Annotated in this window: 24 protein-coding genes; 8 read left to right on the forward strand and 16 right to left on the reverse strand. The window is 61.9% G+C overall.

Going from position 1 to position 18,690, the window contains the following annotated elements; genetic code table 11:
- Positions 1–10: 10 nt before the first annotated feature.
- From JL39_RS12025 to JL39_RS12040, 4 genes are all read right to left on the reverse strand, one after another.
- Positions 11–445 carry a hypothetical protein gene (locus JL39_RS12025; RefSeq protein WP_037150387.1) on the reverse strand — a complete coding sequence of 145 codons (435 nt, stop codon included), beginning with the start codon at positions 443–445 and terminating at the stop codon, positions 11–13.
- A 36-nt stretch (positions 446–481) separates the two neighbouring features.
- Positions 482–1,090, reverse strand: coding sequence for a DUF3011 domain-containing protein (locus JL39_RS12030; protein ID WP_037150389.1), 609 nt, complete (start codon positions 1,088–1,090; stop codon positions 482–484).
- Positions 1,091–1,306: 216 nt separating this feature from the next.
- On the reverse strand, positions 1,307–2,398 hold the full coding sequence (locus JL39_RS12035; protein WP_037150391.1) for a transporter substrate-binding domain-containing protein: 1,092 nt from the start codon (positions 2,396–2,398) through the stop codon (positions 1,307–1,309).
- Positions 2,399–2,504: 106 nt separating this feature from the next.
- Positions 2,505–3,119, reverse strand: a complete 615-nt coding sequence (locus tag JL39_RS12040; RefSeq protein ID WP_037150393.1) for a TetR/AcrR family transcriptional regulator — start codon at positions 3,117–3,119, stop codon at positions 2,505–2,507.
- Between the two features lie 124 nt (positions 3,120–3,243).
- Here JL39_RS12040 and JL39_RS12045 point away from each other — a divergent pair, with 124 nt between their 5' ends.
- Positions 3,244–4,467, forward strand: a complete 1,224-nt coding sequence (locus JL39_RS12045; RefSeq protein WP_037150396.1) for an MFS transporter — start codon at positions 3,244–3,246, stop codon at positions 4,465–4,467.
- Between the two features lie 147 nt (positions 4,468–4,614).
- The gene (locus JL39_RS12050; RefSeq protein WP_037150400.1) at positions 4,615–5,061 is read left to right on the forward strand and encodes an SgcJ/EcaC family oxidoreductase; all 447 of its coding nucleotides are present in this window, start codon (positions 4,615–4,617) and stop codon (positions 5,059–5,061) included.
- 13 nt (positions 5,062–5,074) lie between these two features.
- Here the strand turns inward: JL39_RS12050 and JL39_RS12055 are convergent, their stop codons facing one another.
- From JL39_RS12055 to JL39_RS12065, 3 genes are read right to left on the reverse strand one after another with little or no spacing between them, the layout of a single operon-like run.
- Positions 5,075–5,923, reverse strand: a complete 849-nt coding sequence (locus JL39_RS12055) for an MOSC domain-containing protein (RefSeq protein ID WP_037150403.1) — start codon at positions 5,921–5,923, stop codon at positions 5,075–5,077.
- Positions 5,924–5,935: 12 nt separating this feature from the next.
- Complete coding sequence (locus JL39_RS12060) at positions 5,936–6,586, reverse strand: HD domain-containing protein (protein ID WP_037150405.1); 651 nt, start codon at positions 6,584–6,586, stop codon at positions 5,936–5,938.
- Positions 6,583–9,375, reverse strand: a complete 2,793-nt coding sequence (locus tag JL39_RS12065; protein ID WP_037150408.1) for a DUF2339 domain-containing protein — start codon at positions 9,373–9,375, stop codon at positions 6,583–6,585. Before JL39_RS12065 ends, JL39_RS12060 begins: the two co-directional genes overlap by 4 nt.
- 245 nt (positions 9,376–9,620) lie before the next feature.
- Here JL39_RS12065 and JL39_RS12070 point away from each other — a divergent pair, with 245 nt between their 5' ends.
- The 3 genes from JL39_RS12070 to JL39_RS12080 all read left to right on the forward strand — a co-directional run bounded on the left by JL39_RS12070 (position 9,621) and on the right by JL39_RS12080 (position 12,482).
- On the forward strand, positions 9,621–10,661 hold the full coding sequence (locus tag JL39_RS12070) for an ABC transporter substrate-binding protein (protein ID WP_037150410.1): 1,041 nt from the start codon (positions 9,621–9,623) through the stop codon (positions 10,659–10,661).
- A 217-nt stretch (positions 10,662–10,878) separates the two neighbouring features.
- Entirely contained in the window at positions 10,879–11,667 is a 789-nt protein-coding gene (locus JL39_RS12075) for an ABC transporter ATP-binding protein (protein ID WP_037150413.1), read from the forward strand.
- Positions 11,664–12,482 carry an ABC transporter permease gene (locus JL39_RS12080; RefSeq protein ID WP_037150416.1) on the forward strand — a complete coding sequence of 273 codons (819 nt, stop codon included), beginning with the start codon at positions 11,664–11,666 and terminating at the stop codon, positions 12,480–12,482. The genes JL39_RS12075 and JL39_RS12080 overlap by 4 nt, the downstream gene beginning before the upstream one ends.
- A 248-nt stretch (positions 12,483–12,730) precedes the next feature.
- Here the strand turns inward: JL39_RS12080 and JL39_RS12085 are convergent, their stop codons facing one another.
- From JL39_RS12085 to JL39_RS12125, 9 genes are all read right to left on the reverse strand, one after another.
- Positions 12,731–13,267 carry a tyrosine phosphatase family protein gene (locus JL39_RS12085; RefSeq protein WP_037150419.1) on the reverse strand — a complete coding sequence of 179 codons (537 nt, stop codon included), beginning with the start codon at positions 13,265–13,267 and terminating at the stop codon, positions 12,731–12,733.
- Positions 13,264–13,857, reverse strand: coding sequence for an HD family hydrolase (locus JL39_RS12090; protein WP_244446885.1), 594 nt, complete (start codon positions 13,855–13,857; stop codon positions 13,264–13,266). Before JL39_RS12090 ends, JL39_RS12085 begins: the two co-directional genes overlap by 4 nt.
- A gap of 56 nt (positions 13,858–13,913) precedes the next feature.
- The gene (locus tag JL39_RS12095; protein ID WP_037150423.1) at positions 13,914–14,756 is read right to left on the reverse strand and encodes a folate-binding protein YgfZ; all 843 of its coding nucleotides are present in this window, start codon (positions 14,754–14,756) and stop codon (positions 13,914–13,916) included.
- Positions 14,757–14,962: 206 nt separating this feature from the next.
- Entirely contained in the window at positions 14,963–15,703 is a 741-nt protein-coding gene (locus tag JL39_RS12100) for a hypothetical protein (RefSeq protein ID WP_244446879.1), read from the reverse strand.
- Positions 15,704–15,743: 40 nt separating this feature from the next.
- Positions 15,744–16,001 (reverse strand): hypothetical protein, encoded by a 258-nt coding sequence (locus JL39_RS12105; protein ID WP_037150430.1) that lies wholly within the window; start codon positions 15,999–16,001, stop codon positions 15,744–15,746.
- A gap of 101 nt (positions 16,002–16,102) precedes the next feature.
- The gene (locus JL39_RS12110; protein ID WP_052182848.1) at positions 16,103–16,546 is read right to left on the reverse strand and encodes a TIGR02301 family protein; all 444 of its coding nucleotides are present in this window, start codon (positions 16,544–16,546) and stop codon (positions 16,103–16,105) included.
- A 27-nt stretch (positions 16,547–16,573) separates the two neighbouring features.
- Positions 16,574–16,999 carry an NUDIX domain-containing protein gene (locus tag JL39_RS12115; protein WP_037150433.1) on the reverse strand — a complete coding sequence of 142 codons (426 nt, stop codon included), beginning with the start codon at positions 16,997–16,999 and terminating at the stop codon, positions 16,574–16,576.
- 18 nt (positions 17,000–17,017) lie between these two features.
- Positions 17,018–17,326 carry a HigA family addiction module antitoxin gene (locus JL39_RS12120; protein WP_037150436.1) on the reverse strand — a complete coding sequence of 103 codons (309 nt, stop codon included), beginning with the start codon at positions 17,324–17,326 and terminating at the stop codon, positions 17,018–17,020.
- A 24-nt stretch (positions 17,327–17,350) separates the two neighbouring features.
- Positions 17,351–17,629, reverse strand: coding sequence for a type II toxin-antitoxin system RelE/ParE family toxin (locus JL39_RS12125; RefSeq protein WP_037150440.1), 279 nt, complete (start codon positions 17,627–17,629; stop codon positions 17,351–17,353).
- Between the two features lie 150 nt (positions 17,630–17,779).
- On the opposite strand from JL39_RS12125, the gene JL39_RS12130 reads away from it, so the two are divergent.
- Genes JL39_RS12130 through JL39_RS12140 form a run of 3 tightly spaced genes read left to right on the forward strand, consistent with a single transcriptional unit; the run spans position 17,780 to position 18,672 of the window.
- Entirely contained in the window at positions 17,780–18,040 is a 261-nt protein-coding gene (locus tag JL39_RS12130; protein ID WP_037150882.1) for a type II toxin-antitoxin system ParD family antitoxin, read from the forward strand.
- Positions 18,021–18,338 (forward strand): type II toxin-antitoxin system RelE/ParE family toxin, encoded by a 318-nt coding sequence (locus tag JL39_RS12135; RefSeq protein ID WP_037150442.1) that lies wholly within the window; start codon positions 18,021–18,023, stop codon positions 18,336–18,338. The genes JL39_RS12130 and JL39_RS12135 overlap by 20 nt, the downstream gene beginning before the upstream one ends.
- Positions 18,339–18,345: 7 nt before the next feature.
- Positions 18,346–18,672 (forward strand): YnfA family protein, encoded by a 327-nt coding sequence (locus JL39_RS12140; protein ID WP_037150444.1) that lies wholly within the window; start codon positions 18,346–18,348, stop codon positions 18,670–18,672.
- The last annotated feature ends 18 nt before the right edge of the window (positions 18,673–18,690 follow it).

Here is an 18,690-nt window from a genome sequence, read left to right on the forward strand (position 1 = left end):
GCGTGTCGTATCAATCATTGATGGCGGTGATCTTGACCGCCATGTGCTTTTCGTCTTTCCCCGTTTCGGCGAACCAGACTTCGCCCTCGCCGATCATCACGCCCTGCCAGTTGGCGAACAGCGTCGGATAGGTCTGTTTGGCGACGGCGCCCTTCACCTTTGTGGTAACGATCTTGTCGTAATCGGCGACGAAATGCTTGGCATCGTTGATCTTGACGGCCTTGCCGCCAATGCGTGCCTGGAAAGGATAATCGACCATTCCGGCCACGGCTTGCTTGTCACCGGAACCCACGGCAGTCTGCAGCTTGGAGAAGAAGTCCGCATAGGGCTGGTGGTGGCCGAACAGGTCGTCGAGCGATTTGTTCGTATCGGCGGAGGTCTGGGCCAGGGCCGTCCCGGACATGGCCAGAAGGCCGGAGACCAGCAAAATCATTGCCTTTTTCATGACTTTCTCCTCTCTCAGAAAAATCGGGTCGCGACCTCAATTGGCGCTGTCCGGATCATCGACCAGGCACCCGGTGCCATGGCATCCCTGATAGTTGCCATGCACATCGAAGTTGGGATTGCCCTGTCTGTCGAACTGAGGCCTGGTATCGATGGCCTGGTCGGGATTGTCGACCTTGCATCCGATGCCATGGCATCCGTTGTATCCGCCGCCGTCGTGATGGTTGCTGGTATGATGGCGGTGTTTTTTCTCGCCTTCATCGGCTAGTCCCTCAAGGATGGCGCCGAGCACCGCGCCGGCCACCGCTCCTCCGATGTCATGGCCGCGATGATCGTACATTCTCGCATTCTGGTCGAAACCGTCGCCGCGTCCATGATGATAGCCGCCGACATCGGCAAAGACCCCGGAGCAGCCTTGAGCGACCCAGATATACCGGCTTCTCGGGTTGTATCCCCATGACCGGTTCAGAATGCATGAACTGCCGGAGATTTGGTGGATGAGCTGTGGCTGTCTCAGCGGCCCGGCGAAGCACTCGTCATACTGATAGTCTCTGGAATGGCATTCGACCGTTGCCTGGGCGTTGGCCTGCGGCGCGAGCCATAGGATGGCGAGAACGGCAAAAACGGACAAAGCGAAGCGATTCATGGTGATATCCCCTGTTGAGTTTCGCCAGACTTCCGTGATCTTTAAAGGGCCTGCGACTTGTAGCACCGAGGGAAAACGTTCCCGCCCCGACCGACAAGGGTAGGTTCATGACGCTTTTTCTCAAGTGCAGGTGATCCGGTATGGTTACCCTGAATTGATCCGGTCGCCGTGATAGCGTCTCAAATCAGCACAGCAATGAAGGAGGGCCCTGATCGGTCAGCGGCTGTTGCCGAAATATTTCTGTCTCAGGTTTTCGAGCGCCCCCGCCTCCTGCAGCGCCAGGAGCCGCAATGTGATTTCATGGCTGAGCGTATCGCCGTGCCTGAAGCCAAAGCCGTATTTGTCCGGATGGAAGATCGGCCCGACGACGGAGAAAGGTGGCTTCGTATGGGTATGCGCGTAATATTCCAGCACGGGCGCGTCGCCGATGAGAGCGGCGGAACTGCCGGAGACGAGGCCTTCCACCGCGCTGTCGATATCGGGATATGACGTCGTCGAAAGCCGCAATTCGTTTGAGTAAGCCTCCGCCACGCTACCGCGGAACACACCGACCGTTCGCCCGGGCAGATCAGCAAGCGAATTGATCTGGTGCGTCAGCGTCAGCGCCGTCATGACGCTGGTGACGGATGAGGTGACGTAGGCAATCACCGCCACTCCGCAAACCATCCAGATGCCGCCGGAAATCCTTCCCACCCAGCCGAGCGCGTTGGGACGGGTGACCTTGCCGGACGTCGCGACCGACATGACTTCGTAGAAGCTCTCGGCCACGCCCTCGTGCCAGCTTCGCGGAAAGCTCTTGTCGAAGCGGCGATAAAACAGCACGAGAATGAGTGTGGCAATGAGGACGATGAAAACGAGCCATGCCATGGCGCGGAGGTGCCCGGCGCGCTCCAGTCCGCCGATGACCTGCCAGAAGCCTGCATCCTCGCTATCGGCCACCATGATGCGCAAGCCGGCATCGTACCAGGGCTGCGAAAAGGTGATGCGCTCAACCCGGTCCTTGGTGATCGTCAGGTTGGTGACCGCCACATCGATCTCGCCGCGTTCCGTCGCCGCGACGAGGGCGTCGGGACTCGGATAGTCACGGTAGCTGTAAATGAGGTTCAGCGGCCTGGCTGTCGCCTCCCACAGCTCGATCGCCATTCCGGAATAGAGTGCGCCATCCTTCATCACGAAAGGCTGGCTCACATAGACCCCCACTGTCAGCGGCCGGGAAGAGCCGCTCTCGTTCTGAGCTTGCGATGGCTGGGTCCAGACAAAGACTGCAATCAGCGCAAAAATCAAAATCGGCAAGCGGAAATATCCCATTAGCCTCTCCTTGATTCCGGGGCTTCTGGTTTTCGATCTCAAACTATCGGCATTGCTTGCGGCAGTGCAAATCGTTTTGGCATCCCCGGCAAAACCGAATGCCGTCTCACGCCCCCGCCTTCTCCTTCAACAATCCCGAGACCATCACCAAAAACGCACCGACCGCCTTCTTCGACACGGCCTGGGGGGCTTCTGCGCTGGCGATCCAGAGTGCGGCGCTCAAGGTCGCACCATTGACGAGCCGTGCGGTCGCCTCCGCATCCACATCGCGGATCGTACCCTCGTCCATCAGCTTCTGGATGCTGGCGGTCATGGTGCGGATGCAGGCGTTCTGGTTCGGCCAGCTGGAAGGATCGCCAAGCACTGCCGGCCCGTCGAGCAGCATGATGCGCTGTATCTCGGGTTCCAGGGCCATCTCGATATAGGCGATGTTTTCGTCGACGAAGCCCTGCCAGGCGGTTTGCGCCTTGCTGGAAATGGCGCAGAGCCGGTCGGACATTTCCGCGTCTATCTCGGCGATGACCGCCTGGAACAGGCCCTTCTTGTCGCCGAAATGATGGTAGAGCGCGCCGCGCGTCAGCCCTGCCTCGGCAGTGAAGTCGTCCATCGAGGCTTCGGCGTAACCTCGCGTCGCAAATGCGCGACGGGCGGCGGCGATCAGCTTGCCCTTCGTTTCGGCGATCATTTCCTTGCGAGGCTTATGCCCTATTTTCTGCGCCATACGGACTCCGAAAATTATTCGCATACGCAGCGTATGTGAATTGACATGCGCAACGTATGTGATTATCTAGCTCACATACGCGGCGTATGTAAGTGGTCATTCAAGATACCCCAAGGATTCCGATATGCCCAATCCCTATCGCGAAATATTCCGAAGGCCGGGGACGAAAGGTTTTGCAGCGGCCGCTTTCGTGGCCCGCCTGCCGCTGCCGATGACGACGATCGGCCTCGTCGCCATGCTTTCCCAGACCCATGGCGAATACTGGATCGCCGGCGCGGTCTCGGCCACCTTCGCGCTGGCCAATGCCTTCATCGCGCCTCAGGTCTCTCGCTGGGTGGACAACAAGGGCCAGTCGGCTGTGTTGGTGCCGACGACGATTGTCACGGTCGCCGCACTCGTGGCACTTGCCGCCGCAGCTTGGGCGCGCTGGCCGAACTGGACGCTCTTCGTCTTCGCCGTGGTCGCCGGGGTCATGCCGAGCATGATGGCGCTGGTGCGCGCCCGCTGGACGGAGATCTACCGCGACCGGCCGGAGCTCCATACCGCGTTCGCCTTCGAGTCGGTGATGGACGAGGTCGTCTATATCTGTGGCCCGATCTTCGGTATCGGCTTGAGCGTCTCTCTCTTCCCGGAAGCGGGCGTGCTGGCCTCCGCCGCCTTCCTGGCCGCCGGCACGGCATTGTTCGTCGCCCAGAAATCCACCGAACCGAAGGTCGATCCGCATCGGATCAGGAATGGCGGCTCGGTCATGCGGCTTCTTCCCATGTGGTTCGTCGTGACGGTCTTTGCCGGCATGGGCGCGATCTTCGGGACGGCGGAAGTGTCGGTGGTCGCCTTCGCGGAAGCCATGGGTCACAAGGGTGCGGCAAGCTATATCCTGGCCGCCTATGCCGCAGGTTCCTTCATCGTCGGCCTCGTGATCGGCGCGATCGAGTTCAAGACGCCGCTTGCCCGCCGGCTGGTCCTTGCGAGCTTCATTGCCGCCGTCACGACGCTGCCCATGCCCTTCGTCGGCAATCTCTGGGCGCTGACGTTGGTCGTGTTTCTCGCCGGTGCGGCGATCTCGCCGACCTTCATCACCGGCATGAGCCTGATCGAACGGATCGTGCCCGCGTCGCAGCTCACCGAGGGTATTACCTATGCCATGACCGGCGTCGGCATCGGCTTTGCCGCCGGCTCCTCGCTTGCCGGCTGGACGATCGATGCCTATGGCGCGTCGAACGGCTTCTGGGTGGCAGTCGCCGGCGGCGCGGTGGCGTTTGCGACCATGCTCATCGGTTATGGCCGGTTGAGCAATCCGGCGGGGCAGGTGGCGGCGAGCTCTGCCGCTCTCAATCCGGCGGAATAGGCGATCGCACACAGCCCCGGACGATACATCCACCGGCAGATCTGATCAGACCCTTTGGTACTTGGACCGCCCGTAGTAGATTACTGCGGGCGGACTTTCGTTAAAGCCATGGAGCCTCACGGCTCCTCGCACATATAGGAGAGTGTCATGCCTAAAACCGCGACTGCAACGAGGGAAGGAGCCCAAATCCGCGAGCGTCTCGACGCATTGGCACAAGCGCTGCGCGCCAAGGACATCGATGCCTTGATGGCGCATTATGCGCCAGACACCGTCGTATTCGACATCAGGCCACCGCTGCAGGTCCAAGGCGTAGAGGCCTATCGAAAGAATTTCGAGGCGTGGTTCGCCTCGGTGGACGGTACGATCGACTATGAGATGCGCGAGTTGCGCATCGCGGTCGGAGATGACGTCGCAGTCTGCCACAGCCTGAGCCACGTCAAGAGTAAAAGGACGAATGGCGAAAAGGCTGACTACTGGGTGCGCGTGAGTTCGGGTCTACGGAAGATCGACGGTCGGTGGCTGATCGCCCATGAGCATATCTCGATGCCGATCGATCTCCAGACCATGCAGGCACAACCGAACATTCAGCCATAACGGATCGACGGTGTCACCCCCGCCGCTTGATAGCCCAGGCATCGCGCTCCGCAATGACCGTCGCCACGTCTCCCACCCTGATCCGCCCGGTGTCGCGCGGCACGGCGTTCCAGCCGAACAGGGGCCCCGGTACGCGCCGGTCGGCCGACATGCGGATGCGGCCCATGGCCGGTATCGGGCTCGGCGCCTCGCGCGATCCGCTCGTCTGATCCTGCGTGGTCATGATGCAGCGGGCGCAGGGTTTGACGAAATCGAAGCGGATGCCGGAAATCTCGATGCCTTCCCAATTGTCCTCGGCCCAGGCCTCCTCGTGATCGAGCACGATGTTCGGCCGGAAACGTTCCATGCCGACCGAGCCTTCGCCATTTCTCTGCATATCGGCATTGAGCGCCGCGAGCGATCCGGTCGTCGTCACGAGCACCTGGTATCCGTCTGCGAAGGTCACCGGCGTGTCCGGACCGGCCCATTCGGCGCTCGCCGTGCGTTTTGCCTGATCGTCGAAAAAGACGAGCTGGACATCGCGCCCCAGCCATCCGGACAGCGTCTCGTTGACCGCGTCATCCGCCACCGCCGCATTGACGATCGATTTCCAGACGGCGACATCCATGCGCCGGTCTTTCGGCGGCTGGCCCGCGAAAATCTCGCCCTTGCCGTCGATCGCGAAGCGGAAGCCGCCGTCCCCGGGTGTGACTTGAAGCTGCGCCAGCGCCTGCAATTCCCGCTGGGTGACGAAATGGCCGGAGGGATCAGTCACCATCATCCGCCGGTCGCCGGGAATGCCTTCCGCCGCGATCTCGGCCTCATCGAGCGAAATGCCGCGGCCGCTTTTCAGGGGATAGAAATTGAGTTGGCTGACGCGCATGGAAAATAGTCCTCAGATTTCGTCGATGAAGAGGTCGAGCACCTGCTTGAGGCGCACATGCCGTTCGGCGGCGAGCGCCCGGCCGGCTGCGGTCCGGAATCCCTCGGCGAGCCTGAAGAGCTTCACTTCGAAATGATCGATCGCGAATGCCTTGTCGTCGAGCGGCCGTTCCCTGCCGAGCGGGTCGGCGGGGTCGTAGAGGCCGGAGCCCATCCGTCCGGCGATGTAGAAGCAGCGCGCCGCGCCCACCATGCCGATCGCATCCAGCCTGTCGGCATCCTGCAATATCTTCGCCTCCAGCGTCTCGGGCGGAATATTAGCCGAAAAACTGTGGGCCGCGACCGCATGGGCGACAGAGGCGATATCCTCTCCGCTCCAGCCCATCCCGGCCAGAATGCCCGCCGCCTTTTCCGCCGCCAGCCGCGAGGCCTGTGAACGTAGCGGCGAATTCTTTTCCACCGCCACGCAATCATGCAGCAGCACGGCTGCCGCCAGCACGCGCCCGTCGCCGCCTTCCTTGGCGTGGATGCGCATGGCGTTCTTGAAGACGCGCAGGATGTGGGCGATGTCATGACTGCCGTCGTCGCCCTCCGTCGCGTGCGGGATGAGCGTTTCGGCCAGCGCCTCGAAGGGCTGGAAGGCGGCGGCAAGCGATGCGGTCACGATGTGGTTCCCTGGGAATCGGCCGGAGAATCAGCAGGAGCGGGGTTCGCACTCCTGTTGACCAGAATGCGCTGGTAGAAAAGCCCGATGCCGATCAGCACCGCGCCGAGGCCGATGAAGGAAAGCGCCCTGAGGATCCCTTCGAGGTTCGACATGTCGATGAGGAACACTTTCACGACTGCGATCAAGACGAGGCCGGCCGAGGCAAGCCGAAGGCTCTTGGCGTCGAGCTTCGAGCCGAGCGCCAGCAGCGCGACCCCGATCAAGAGCCACACGACCGAATAGGTATAGGTTTCGCCCTGCAGGAAACCCTTCCAGTCGGCGATATTGTCGCCCTGCCAGAAGCGGCGTACCGAAAGCGTCGCCCAGAGGAAGCCGAGCACCGCGCCGGCCACTGCAAGCATCGCCACATAGGGCATTGGCCGGCGGCCGCGCGCATAGAAGGCGACGAGGCCGTAGGCCAGCGCCGGCAGCAGATAACCGATCAAAAGCAGGTTGAAGAAGGGCCAGCGGCCGGTATTTTCGCCGCTGAAATAGGGGTTGAGCGCGAAGAGATGCAGCGATAGCACGTTGATCGTCGCAATCACTCCGGCGATCATCGAGCCGAAGCGGAAGACGGGGCTTGGGCGTTGGAGGTCGAGCGTCATCAGGATGCCCGAGAAACCGACGGTGACCAGCGTGTAGATCGACTGCTCGCCGAGGGTGGGCACCCGGCTGTCCAGCACGCCCCCGTTCATCGCGTGGCGCACCAGAACGGCGATCGTCATCAGTGCTGCGAGCGACGCGAGCGCCTGCATGAGGTTGCGGACCCGGAAGTCAGGCGAATCCCTGAGAAGCCAGGCGGAGACGATCGCAAGCAGCGTCGGGATGCCGTAGCCGGGCAGCAGTGCATTGAAGAACGGCGTGGTGCCGAGGCTGTTCGGGCCGATCAGCGTCGGCTCCCAGGCGATCCGGCCGAAGACGATCAGGGTTGCCGCGGCCATCATCCAGGGCAGCGCCGGCCAGGGTTTTGCGCGCATCGCCAGAAGATAGGCAAAGCCCAGCACGGAGACGAGTATGGTCGTCACGATGCCGTTGGTCAGCGCATGCAGGCAGAGCGTGAAGCCCGCGAACGAACCGGCCACCAGAAGATTGGCGGGCCAGTCGACGGACGGGCCGGTCCCGTCCTCCGCTGTGTCTCCGCCTCGCCGGAAGAGCCAGTCGGCCGCGCCGAGAAGCACCAGCCCGAGGCCAAGCCCGTAAAGCCCATGCGTCCAGTCGCGCCCGAGGTTGCCGAAATTCAGGAAGCTGATGAAGGCAAGCGCCACCGGCACGGCCGGCATGAGGAAGGCCCAGACGATCGAAAATTCCGGCTGTTGTCTGCGGAAGCGCTTGAGGAAGGCGAAGCCCAGAAGCGTGAAGATCGCGCCGAGCAGGAGATAGACGGTGATTTCGTTGGTGAAGGTCAGTGCTTGCGCCGGCTGGCCGTCAGCCGGAGCGGGAAGCACCGACTGCGGCACATAATCGAACCAGATCAGGGCGGTGATGGTAATGCCCAGGATGGAGCCTGCCGCAGCGATTATCGCCGGCCAGACTGCATGGATGCGGCTTGCGCCGAGCGCTGCAAGCGTGGCCATGATGGCAGCAAAGCCGAAGAGCACCATTCCTGCGCCTTCCGCATGGCGCAACACCATCACGAGCGCCGGCAGCATGGTCATGATCGCGATCGAAAGCATGATCTTCAGCGGTGGCCGGAGAAGAAGTGCGCGCCACCCCGTTCTGGCCGACGCGCCGGCTTCGTAGCGCGAACCGGGCCAGAAGAAGCCGGTGCCGGCGATCATCACGATCAGCGCTAGCGCCGGCGGTAAGGGATCGAAGGCGTCGGAGCCGGCCACATAGGCGACGGCCCACAGCCCGACGCCGATATTCGCAAGCATCGGCACGACCGTCCACTGGCGGAAGCGCGAGGCGGCATTTACAGCGAGCCAGGTGAGGCCAAGGAAGATGAACAGCGCGTTGGCGTTCGGCTCTTCGGTCGCGACGAGGCCCGGCGTCAGGAGCGAGGCAAGCAGGCCGAGGCCGGCAAGCGCCTGCCCGTGCAGCAGCGATAGCGCGATCGTCGCGAACGAGACGAGCGCCAGCAGGACGAAGGCCGAGGCCGGGCCGATGAACTCGTAGATGCCGTAGGCCGCATAGATCGCGCCGAGCAGCGTCACCGCGCCGGCCGCCGTCAGCGCGCCTGGAATCATGGCATTGCTGAAGCGTTCGGACATCTGCGGCATGGCGCGGCGGCGGACGATCTCGCCGGCGGCAAGCAGCAGGAGCCCGAAAATGCCGGCAAGCGTAAGCCGTGCGGCCGGTCCCAGCAGTCCCGCTTCGATTGAATAGCGCACCAGGAAGATGCCGCCGAAGGCGAGTGCGACACCGCCTACCCATACGGGCCAGCGGGCGCCGAGATAGCTTTCCAGGTTTTCGCTGGTCTTCGCCTGCGCCGCCGGCTTGAGGACCGGGCCGGGCACCACGGTTTCGTGGCCGGTGCCGACATCCTCCGAAACAGCGGCGACCGGCGCCTCCGCCTCCGCGGCCTCGCGGGCCGCAAGCTCGACCGGCGAGGCAGGTCGGTCCTGGAGCGCGTCCGCCGCTGTCCCGGTCGAAACCGCCTCCGCCGGAGAGGGCAGGGTGATCGCCTGCTGCCTGAGCGCCGCCTTGATCGCCTCCAGCTCGCTTTCGAGCGCGGCCACCCGTTTTCCGGTTCTGCTGTTGAGGCCCACCATGACGATGACCAGGATAAGGAGCAGGAGTTCGATCATCGGCATTCTCGCAAGCGGGTGGAATGATCCGGAGGTTATACAATTGCCGGACGAAGGAAGGGAAGAGCCAGCCTCCTGCTGAAAATCGCGCCACGATATTGCGCAGGAGATCGGCGAATGCATATAAATTGATCTATACTGAAATATGATGACTTTATGTGCAATTTCGGCTTGCGCGAAGGCTGAAGAAGCGCTTGGATGTGGGCTCATCCGAACAAAAGAAACCTTTGAGGGGACCCATTTTCATGATCTCGCGCAGACTGTTTTCCAAACTTTCGGCCGCTGCGGCGCTGGCGTTTGCCGCCGGCTTTTCCGCGCCTGCCGCGCCGGCGCTGGCCGAGACGCCGGTCAAGTTCACGCTCGACTGGAAATTCGAAGGCCCGGCTGCCGGTTTCCTGCTCGCTCAGGACAAGGGTTACTTCAAGGCCGAAGGGCTGGATGTCACGATCGATACCGGCAACGGCTCGGTCGAGGCGATCCCGCGCGTGGCGACCGGCGCCTACCAGATGGGCTTCGGCGACATCAACTCGCTGATCAAGTTCCTTGACGAAGATCCGTCGCAGAAGATCAAGGCGGTGATGATGATCTATGAGCGCCCGACCTTTGCCGTCGTCGGTCGCAAGTCGCTCGGGGTCACGGACGATCCGAAGTCGCTGGAGGGCAAGAAGCTCGGCGCGCCGCCGCCGGACGGCGCCTTTGCCCAGTGGAAGGCCTTCAAGCAGGCCGCCAAGATCGATGACAGCAAGATCACCATCGAATCGATCGGCTTCCCGGTTCGCGAGCCGATGCTCGCCAAGGGCGATGTCGATGCCGTTTTCGGCTTCGCCTTCTCGGTGATCCTGAACCTGAAGGCGCAGGGCATCAAGGACGAGGATATCGCCACCATCCTGATGGCCGAGCACGGCCTCAACCTTTATGGCAATGCCGTTCTGGTCAATGCCGATTTTGCTGAGAAAAATCCGGATGCCGTGAAGGGTTTCCTGAAGGCGCTCGCCAGGGGCTTTGCCGATGCCGTTGCCAATCCGGAAGAGGGCGCCGCCGCCGTCCTGAAGCGCAATGAGACGCTCAACAAGGATATCGAGGTCGAGCGCCTGACCATGGCGAATTCCATGAATATCAAGACGCCCTATGTCGTGGAAAACGGTTTCGGCGGCGTCGATCCGGCGCGTCTTTCCGCCTCGATCGACACGCTCAAGGTCTCCATGGGCCTGAAGGGCAATGTGAAGGCGGAGCAGGTGTTCGACGCCAGCTATCTGCCGCCCAAGGCGGAACGGATGCTGCCGTAGTATCCCCTCACTTGCGATTTCTAACACTTAGCTTTCAGCTAAGGTGTTGAAATCGCTTTCTCTCCCACAAGGGGAGAGATGGAGGTGCCGCGGCGCCGCAGCCCTACCTCCCCCTCGGTGGGGGAGGAAGAAAAATCAGCATCTTAGCTGAAAGCTAAGTGCTAGATTTTTCAGGTGAGGGGGTGCCCATCCCGATTGCCCAAGCAGAGAAAACCAAATGCCTCACCTCGTTTCCATTGACAATGTCGACATGCGCTATGGCGGCGCAAACGGCACGCTTGCGGTTGCCGGCCTCTCGATGAAGGTGGACAAGGGAGAGTTCGCCGCCGTCGTCGGTCCGTCCGGCTGCGGCAAGTCGACCCTGATGAAACTTGTCACCGGGCTGCACATCCCGCAGAGCGGCGTGGTGATCGTCGCGGGCAGCCAGGTGACCGAGCCTGTCTCGATCGTCGGCATGGCCTTCCAGAACCCGACCATGCTGCCCTGGCGCACCACGCTCGACAACATCCTGCTGCCGCTGGAAATCGTCGAAAAGCACCGCCACCGGCTTCGTGCCCATAAAAAGGAATATGTCGAGAAGGCAGAACATCTTCTGGAAACCGTCGGTCTCAAGGGCTTCGGTACGAAATTTCCCTGGCAGCTTTCCGGCGGCATGCAGCAGCGTGCCAATCTCTGCCGTGCGCTGATCCACGAGCCGGAACTTCTGATGCTCGACGAGCCCTTCGGCGCGCTCGACGCCTTCACTCGCGAGGAGCTCTGGTGCGTCATCCGCGACCTGCATGCCGCGCAGGGCGTCACCATCATCCTTGTCACCCACGACCTGCGCGAGGCGACCTTCCTCGCCGACCGCATCTTCGTGATGAGCGCGCGTCCCGGCCGGGTGTTGAAGGAGCATGTCGTGCCCTTCGCCAGGCCTCGCGATCTCGACGTCATGTACGAAAAAGGCTTCAACGACATGGTGCATGAACTGCACGGCGAGATTGCCAGCGCGAGGGTGGTCGCATGAGCGCAGTATCGGACAACGCTTCCGCGCCGGCGTCTGCCAGGCCGCTCCTGGCCCGCGTCAACTGGAGGAGTCTCGCGCCCTGGCTTTACACGCTCGGCCTTTTCGTCCTCTGGGAACTGCTGGTGATGGTGCTCGACATGCCGCCCACCATCCTGCCGGCGCCGACCCGCGTCTTTGAGGCGATCCTGCAATACTGGTCGCCGATCTGGAAGAACTCGCTGCAGACTCTCTATACGACCACCGTGGGCTTTGCGATCGCTGTGGTGGCGGGGCTCGGGCTCGGCCTCTTCGTCGGCTGGTCCAAGACCATCTATGCCGGGCTCTATCCGCTGATGATCGGCTTCAACGCGATCCCGAAAGTGGCGCTCGTGCCGATCCTGGTCATCTGGTTCGGCATCGGCGCCGTTCCGGCGGTGCTGACCGCCTTCCTGATTTCCTTCTTCCCGATCGTCGTCAACGTCGCGACGGGACTGGCGACGATCGAGCCGGAAACCGAAGATGTCTTGCGCGCGCTCGGCGCGAAGAAGATGGACATCATGCTGAAGGTCGGCATTCCGCGCTCCATGCCCTACTTTTTCGGTTCGCTGAAGATCGCGATCACGCTCGCCTTCGTCGGTTCCGTCGTGTCCGAAACGGTCGCCTCGAATTACGGGCTCGGCTACATGATGAGCTCGGCGCAGAGCCAGTTCAACGTGCCTCTCGTCTTCGCAGGCCTCCTGGCGCTCGCGGTCGAAGGCATCGCCATGTACGCGCTGATGGCCTGGATCGAGATGCGCATGACCGGCTGGGCGCACCGTTCGTCCATGTCGCATTGAGGTGCGCATCGGGTCCGGCTCCTCGTAAAGCCGGACCCGATGCATCCTTTCCTTCAGGCCCGCGCCATCGCCGGCTCGTCCGCTCCTTGAGGAGCCGGAGGTCCGCTCTTACCGGAAATGCTGCGGGAAGCTACCTGAGGGTCTGGAATCTCTTCCCGGTATCTGGCTCGGCGGTATTTGGCGCAGAACGCAGCGAGGTCAAGATAAAAAACGAGCTTTTCGGCCTCAGGCTAACCAATTATGAAAATTCAACTTTTGGCTTCATTGCGGGGGCTTAGTGCAAGCACGAAGGATGCCCTGCCATCCGTCTCCGCGCCGCGCCCGATGCCCTTGATGGCGGCGATCAGCCGGCCGCCGCGGTTCAGCATCCGGTCGCCGATCTCGATCAGTCGGGGATTCGGTGTCGCATGCGGCGCCGCTTCACGCAGCCGTCTGGCGAGCGTGAAATCGTCCTCTTCGGGGTGGAGCGAAAGGGCGGCGATTACCGCCGCGGCCGGCGAGCGGGAAACGCCCATCCAGCAATGGATGATGATCGGTGCCGACTGGTCCCAGTTCCGCACGAAGCCGATCAGGCTTTCCACGTGCTTGTCGCTCGGCGCCACCAGGTCGCCCGTCCCGGCAAAGCCGATATCGTTCATCGCAAGCTTCAGGTGGCGGTTCGCCGAAATGACGCCCGGCCGATGGAAGTCCTGCTTCTCGGCGATCAGGCTCACCATTTCCCGGGCGCGGTGCCGGACCGCCATTTGGGCGATGCTTGCAAGCGGGCACACGACGATCCCCGTCATGAGGCTTTACTCGCTCTCTTGTCTGCCGCTCGCTCCGCCTCGATCTCGTGGAAGCGATCGAGAAAGCGCTGCTGCGCTTCGGTTGCCGGCATGGGCTCGATCGGCAGCATGTCGCAGGTAATGCCGCGCGGCTGGCCGAAGAATTTCCGCGCTTCGGCAACGGAAAAGCCGGCAAGCTCGGTCGCCTCGAAAAAGGCGGCGATCGTATCGGCCTTCTTGATCAGTGCCTTGAGTTCGCGGGAGGGATGCGGCGGCAGGCCGAAGCGCAGGTGGACGGCCGCTTCGAGCCTCTGCTCGACGGCCTTGTAGTCGCCGCCGACAACCGATTTGAACGGCGAAATCATGTCGCCGATGACATATTCCGGCGCATCGTGCAGCAGCGTCATCTGCAGCGCCTCCGCCGTGCAGGGTTCATTGCAGCGGCGAAAAATCTCCTCCACCACGAGGCAGTGCTGGGCGACGGAAAAGGCATGATCGCCGCGTGTCTGGCCGTTCCAGCGGGCGACGCGGGCAAGCCCATGGGCGATGTCGGAGATTTCGACGTCGAGCGGAGAGGGGTCGAGCAGGTCGAGCCGTCGCCCCGACAGCATGCGCTGCCAGGCGCGGGCCGCACGGGTGGAAATCGAGCCAGGAGTCTTGGCCGCTGTCACGGTTCGGCCTCTTCCGCCTCGACGGGGAAGGAAAGTCCCGTCCATTCCGGCAACGTCAGCGTCACCTGCACATCGCCGGCGATCAGCGGCAGGCCACGCGCCAGGGCATCGCCAACGCGGTCGATGCGGACGATTGCAAGCCCCTTGTTGCCGGCAACCGAGCCGAGGGTGCCGACGGTCTTGCCACCGGCGATGATCTCCGTGCCGGAGCGAGGCAACTGCTCATCGCCTGAAACCAGCGCTACGCGTCGCCGCGCCGAGCCGCGATGCTGCATGCGGGAGACGACTTCCTGGCCGACATAGCAGCCCTTGCGGAAGGAAAGCCCGCCCGCAAGGTCAAGCAGGACGTCATGCGGAAAGGCGTCCTGCAATGCGTAATCATGGCCGGAGAGCGTGAGACCTGCGTCGACGCGGAGCGCATGATAGGCCTCTTCCTGTCCCCCGGCCTGTTTGCCCGGCACGCGGACAAGCGCGATTCCGGCTTTCTCGAAGGCGGCGTCCTTTACGCCTCCCTTGTCCGCGTCGTCGCCCCAGAAGACCGTGACGCCTTCCGCGGCATCGGGCGCGATGTCGACCGCCGCGCGCAGCTTGTACATGGTGAGCCGCCGGACGAGTGCTTCCCGCTGGTCGGCATCGGTTTCGATCACGAAACCGTCGCCATCCCGCCAGACGATGAAGTCGAAGAGGATCTTGCCTTGCGGGGTTAAAAGCGCGCCCGGCCGCGCCTCGTTTTCGGGCAGTCCATCGATATCGGTGGTGATCAGCCCCTGCAGGAAATCCTGTGCATCCTTGCCGGAAAGGCGGATCAGGCTTCGCGTTGGAAGATAGGCGGCGGACATGGCATGGGAATCCGGTTGTTCTGAAACTGAGAGTTAAGTCTTTCGCGGGGCGGGGACAAGTCGTGCCGCTGGCTGAATCAACGGAGCGAAGACGCAGATTCCGTGAGCGATCGTGGCAATCCCGATCTTGAGCCGCAGCTCAGTCGTAGATGTTGTTGGTGAGGGGGCGGCTGAAAAGAGCAACCGCTCTGCGAGCCCCCAATCTCTCAATCGCCGCCGGAGAAGAATTTCCATTTGCCGTCCGGCGTGATGCCGACGCGGAAGAAGTTGTAGTTGCCGTTCTCTTCCATGCCCGCGAGATCGCCGGCCGTGACGATACGGAGCAGGTCGACACGCTCCGGCGGGGTCAGCGTGGCAAGCGACTTGCCGGTGAAATAGGGCCAGACATAGGTCTCGTCCGGCGTGCCGGTATCAAAATGGGCAGCACTCGTCGAAAGGATGTCGAGCAGGATCGCCAGGATTTCCTGACCGTCCGGATCACCAGAGAAGCCTTTCAGCGTCTCGATCGGATCGTCGCTTTCGCCGTTCATCACCTGGGTCTGGTCGGCTCCGGTTCCGATCAGCGAGCGCAACCGCTCGATATCGCCGGAGGCGGCAGCTTCGACGATCTGCTCGCGCATCTGTTTGACCGGCGCCGGCAGGGTCGACATGTCGTGAATGATTTCAAGCGGCGTGTTGTCGTCGGGTGCGGTCTTGCCGGCATCGGTATCGGGCGCCGCGGTCGATTTCTCGTCGACCTGTGCCGATCGATCGATTGCCGGGCCTGGCTGGGGCAGCGTCGTACCCTCGAAGGCTTCGAGGTTTTCCACCTTTTGGGAGCGCTGGGGCTCTCGAGGAGATTCGACACCCGGTGAGAGTTCGGAAAAGGCAAAGGTGTGACTGCCGGCCGCCGTGCCGCCAACGGCAAACAGCACCGCCATGGAAAGGCGAATGAGGATTTGGGGCATGGTCGTTTCCGCTGCGCCGCGCATGGGAAACCTCGATTGTTTACTGGACCGTGCGCTCGGGGGAGAACTCGCCTGCAAGCATGCGGGTCCGAAGCGATTCAAGCATGGCTTCGGCACCGGTCTCGCCATGGATTCGGATGGTTTCCCGCATGGCAAGCACCAGGGCTGCGTCGGCGATGATCTCTGTTTCGATACCGTCAGCCCGGCCGTCAGCCCAGGCTTCGCTCTGATATTCCAAGGCAGCCTGCATCTTCTCATGCACAATCATGTCGTCGATGTCATTGCGGCCTGCTTGCATTCTCTCGTCCTCGGTGCCCGTTTGATTACTAGCCCGTTAAAAACTTTATCAGCCTTTTATCAAAACGACACGGCCTCCTGTGAAAAGAGGTAAATAATCCTCTAATTTCCGAAGCGCGTGGCAATTTCTGTGGCAAGTGTTGCGCCTTCGTTACGGTATCGCTCCTCCGCGATCCTTGCCGCGTCCGTGCAGGAAGTGTGGACGGCAGCAAAGGAACGATAGCCACGGTTAAAGGCGGCGGTCAGTTTCTCGCGACGCTTGGGTTCGTTCGCCGTATCGGCATCCAGAAGTTGCTGCATGGCGGCGCGCCAGTCGGAGCCCGGTGCGCCGCAGAGCGCCCTGAGGTATTGGATCGATCCCAGAACCTCTGCAAGGCGGGTGAGTTGCGCTTCATAAGGCGCCGGTTTTTCCTCCGCCGGTGGTTGTGGGAGAGGAAGAGTTGACTGCGGTTTCGCCGCCGGCTGCTTGGTTGTCTGGGCGGCGAGAGGCGCCGCTACCAGAACCGGCAACAGGAGAGTGAGGGCGAATCGCAAACTGTGCTTCATGAACGAGTCCCGGCGTATCGGCATCTCTTACCGGGCATTCAGCTCCGCCGCCAGCCTTTCGACGCATTCAAGCACGCTTGGCGGCACCGGAAGCAGGCGGATTTCTTCGACCGTATACCAGCCGGGATCGGCGGCATCGTCGGCGGCTATCGCCTCGGTGTCGGCATCCGCCTCGACGCGAAAGACCGAGAGGAAGAAATGTCTGCCGTCGTCTTTGCCGCCCCTGATGTCGTAGGTCGCGAACAGAATGGGATTGCGGGCCGCAATGCCGGTCTCCTCGAAGAATTCCCTGAGTGCCGTCTGGTCCGGCATTTCGCCGGGCTCGGCGCGCCCGCCCGGAAAGGCGAACAGATCGGCGGATGGCGGATTGATCCGCCGGATCAACAGGAACCGGCCTTCCCGTCCGAGAATGGCGGAGGATGCAGGTTGCGGAGGGATGCTATCGTCTCTCATCGGTCGCGAAGCTTTGCTTCATGCCGCATTCAGTGTCGGAATGTTGCTGACATCCACCTCGCGCTCCGCATGCCAGGCATCATAAGCAGCCTGCATGCGCAGCCAGATGGCCGCGCCGTCGCCGAACATCTTGCCGAGCCGGGCGGCGACGTTCGGCGAAACAGGTTTACGCTCCCGCAGAATATCGTAGAGTTGCTGGCGCGAGATGCCCAGCAGTTCGGCAATCTCCACCTTCGTCTTTCCCGTTGCCGGGATAATCTCTCCGAGCAGCGCGCCGGGATGGGACGGGCAGCGCTGAATGGGCCTTTTCGCTTCATACTCAGCCATGGTTATTGATCCCGGATCCCGCCCTCAGTGATACTGCTCGAAATCGACGCGGGCGGCATCCTTGCCGTCGAACTCGAATGTCATGCACCATGGTCCGTTGACATGGATAGTATAGCGTGTCGGGTTGAAGCCCTGCAGGGCATGAAAATCAAATCCCGGCAAATTCATATCCTCCGGGCGTTCCGCCGCTTCGAGGCGGTCCAAACGCACAAGGATGCGTTTGTGCATCTTTGCGTCGATCTTACCCGTTTTGCCCGTCTCGAACAGGGCAGCGAGTGCCTTGTTCCTGAATGACTTGATCATGAGATATGTAAGTATCTAGCTTACATTCCGTCAATGGGTGTAAGCAAGAAATTTACATCGAATCGAATGAACCTGTTGCGCTGGGATTTTATATACCGATATTGTAAAAGTATTGTAATTTACCGTATGCTTCAAGCGAAGGAGCAGACGATGGCACGTGCGAAAACATTCTCTCTTGGAGATACCTATGACGGAATCCTGTCCGATCTGGTGAGGAGCGGCCGTTTCGGGACGGAGACGGAAGCCGTCCGGGCCGGCATTCGGATGCTTGCGGATTACGAGATGCGGATGCAATCGCTAAGGCAAGCAATTCATGCCGCGGACGCGGAAATCGAAGCAGGCCTCGGCAAGGAATATGCATCGAGCGCCGATCTGCTCGCCGACGTCATGAATGAAGGCGACAATCATTAGCGGCCCGAAACGCCTTATCGTTGCCCCCCTGGCGCGTCAGGACCTGCGCGATATCCGCCGCTATATTGCGGAAAGCAGCTTTTATTATGCGCGGGAATTTATGGCCGACATAACGGCCAAGATCGCTTGGATTGCAGAAGTGGATTTCACCGGTTCTCCGCGTGATTACATCTCGCCCGGGCTTCGCAGCTTTCCCTATCGGCAGCGCTGCATCTACTATCGATCCTATCCCGACCGAATCGTGATCCTTCGTGTCATGCACATGGCACAGGACGTGAAGCCCCGCGACTTCGAATAGGAACATCATGAAAACCTACGCCCTCTACGCCTTAGCTGCCCTTGCCGAGATCGCCGGCTGCTTTGCCTTCTGGGCCTGGCTCCGGCTTGGAAAGCCCGTCTGGTGGCTGGCGCCGGGCATGGTGTCGCTTGTCCTCTTCGCCTGGGTGCTGGCACTGGTGCCGAGCGAGGCGGCGGGACGCACCTACGCGGCCTATGGCGGCATCTATATCCTCGCCTCCATCCTCTGGCTCTGGGCGGTGGAGGCACAGGTGCCGGATCGCTGGGATGTGCTTGGCGTTGCGGTCTGCCTGGCAGGCGGCGCGATTATCCTCTTCGGTCCGAGAAGCGCCTAGACCCGCTTGACCCTTCGC

Origin of the sequence: Rhizobium sp. YS-1r (assembly GCF_000757525.1) — a bacterium.
Classification (GTDB): Bacteria; Pseudomonadota; Alphaproteobacteria; order Rhizobiales; family Rhizobiaceae; genus Neorhizobium; species Neorhizobium petrolearium.

Excerpts from the sequence above, each read along its gene's own strand:
- JL39_RS12115 (WP_037150433.1), bottom strand. The coding sequence starts at position 16,999 with ATGAGAGACGATAGCATCCCTCCGCAACCTGCATCCTCCGCCATTCTC.
- JL39_RS12025 (WP_037150387.1), bottom strand. The coding sequence starts at position 445 with ATGAAAAAGGCAATGATTTTGCTGGTCTCCGGCCTTCTGGCCATGTCC.
- JL39_RS12080 (WP_037150416.1), top strand. The coding sequence starts at position 11,664 with ATGAGCGCAGTATCGGACAACGCTTCCGCGCCGGCGTCTGCCAGGCCG.
- JL39_RS12040 (WP_037150393.1), bottom strand. The coding sequence starts at position 3,119 with ATGGCGCAGAAAATAGGGCATAAGCCTCGCAAGGAAATGATCGCCGAA.
- JL39_RS12100 (WP_244446879.1), bottom strand. The coding sequence starts at position 15,703 with ATGCCCCAAATCCTCATTCGCCTTTCCATGGCGGTGCTGTTTGCCGTT.
- JL39_RS12085 (WP_037150419.1), bottom strand. The coding sequence starts at position 13,267 with ATGACGGGGATCGTCGTGTGCCCGCTTGCAAGCATCGCCCAAATGGCG.
- JL39_RS12120 (WP_037150436.1), bottom strand. The coding sequence starts at position 17,326 with ATGGCTGAGTATGAAGCGAAAAGGCCCATTCAGCGCTGCCCGTCCCAT.
- JL39_RS12140 (WP_037150444.1), top strand. The coding sequence starts at position 18,346 with ATGAAAACCTACGCCCTCTACGCCTTAGCTGCCCTTGCCGAGATCGCC.
- JL39_RS12105 (WP_037150430.1), bottom strand. The coding sequence starts at position 16,001 with ATGCAAGCAGGCCGCAATGACATCGACGACATGATTGTGCATGAGAAG.
- JL39_RS12135 (WP_037150442.1), top strand. The coding sequence starts at position 18,021 with ATGAAGGCGACAATCATTAGCGGCCCGAAACGCCTTATCGTTGCCCCC.
- JL39_RS12125 (WP_037150440.1), bottom strand. The coding sequence starts at position 17,629 with ATGATCAAGTCATTCAGGAACAAGGCACTCGCTGCCCTGTTCGAGACG.
- JL39_RS12055 (WP_037150403.1), bottom strand. The coding sequence starts at position 5,923 with ATGCGCGTCAGCCAACTCAATTTCTATCCCCTGAAAAGCGGCCGCGGC.
- JL39_RS12075 (WP_037150413.1), top strand. The coding sequence starts at position 10,879 with ATGCCTCACCTCGTTTCCATTGACAATGTCGACATGCGCTATGGCGGC.
- JL39_RS12065 (WP_037150408.1), bottom strand. The coding sequence starts at position 9,375 with ATGATCGAACTCCTGCTCCTTATCCTGGTCATCGTCATGGTGGGCCTC.
- JL39_RS12035 (WP_037150391.1), bottom strand. The coding sequence starts at position 2,398 with ATGGGATATTTCCGCTTGCCGATTTTGATTTTTGCGCTGATTGCAGTC.
- JL39_RS12070 (WP_037150410.1), top strand. The coding sequence starts at position 9,621 with ATGATCTCGCGCAGACTGTTTTCCAAACTTTCGGCCGCTGCGGCGCTG.
- JL39_RS12030 (WP_037150389.1), bottom strand. The coding sequence starts at position 1,090 with ATGAATCGCTTCGCTTTGTCCGTTTTTGCCGTTCTCGCCATCCTATGG.
- JL39_RS12045 (WP_037150396.1), top strand. The coding sequence starts at position 3,244 with ATGCCCAATCCCTATCGCGAAATATTCCGAAGGCCGGGGACGAAAGGT.
- JL39_RS12050 (WP_037150400.1), top strand. The coding sequence starts at position 4,615 with ATGCCTAAAACCGCGACTGCAACGAGGGAAGGAGCCCAAATCCGCGAG.
- JL39_RS12090 (WP_244446885.1), bottom strand. The coding sequence starts at position 13,857 with ATGCTGTCGGGGCGACGGCTCGACCTGCTCGACCCCTCTCCGCTCGAC.
- JL39_RS12095 (WP_037150423.1), bottom strand. The coding sequence starts at position 14,756 with ATGTCCGCCGCCTATCTTCCAACGCGAAGCCTGATCCGCCTTTCCGGC.
- JL39_RS12110 (WP_052182848.1), bottom strand. The coding sequence starts at position 16,546 with ATGAAGCACAGTTTGCGATTCGCCCTCACTCTCCTGTTGCCGGTTCTG.
- JL39_RS12130 (WP_037150882.1), top strand. The coding sequence starts at position 17,780 with ATGGCACGTGCGAAAACATTCTCTCTTGGAGATACCTATGACGGAATC.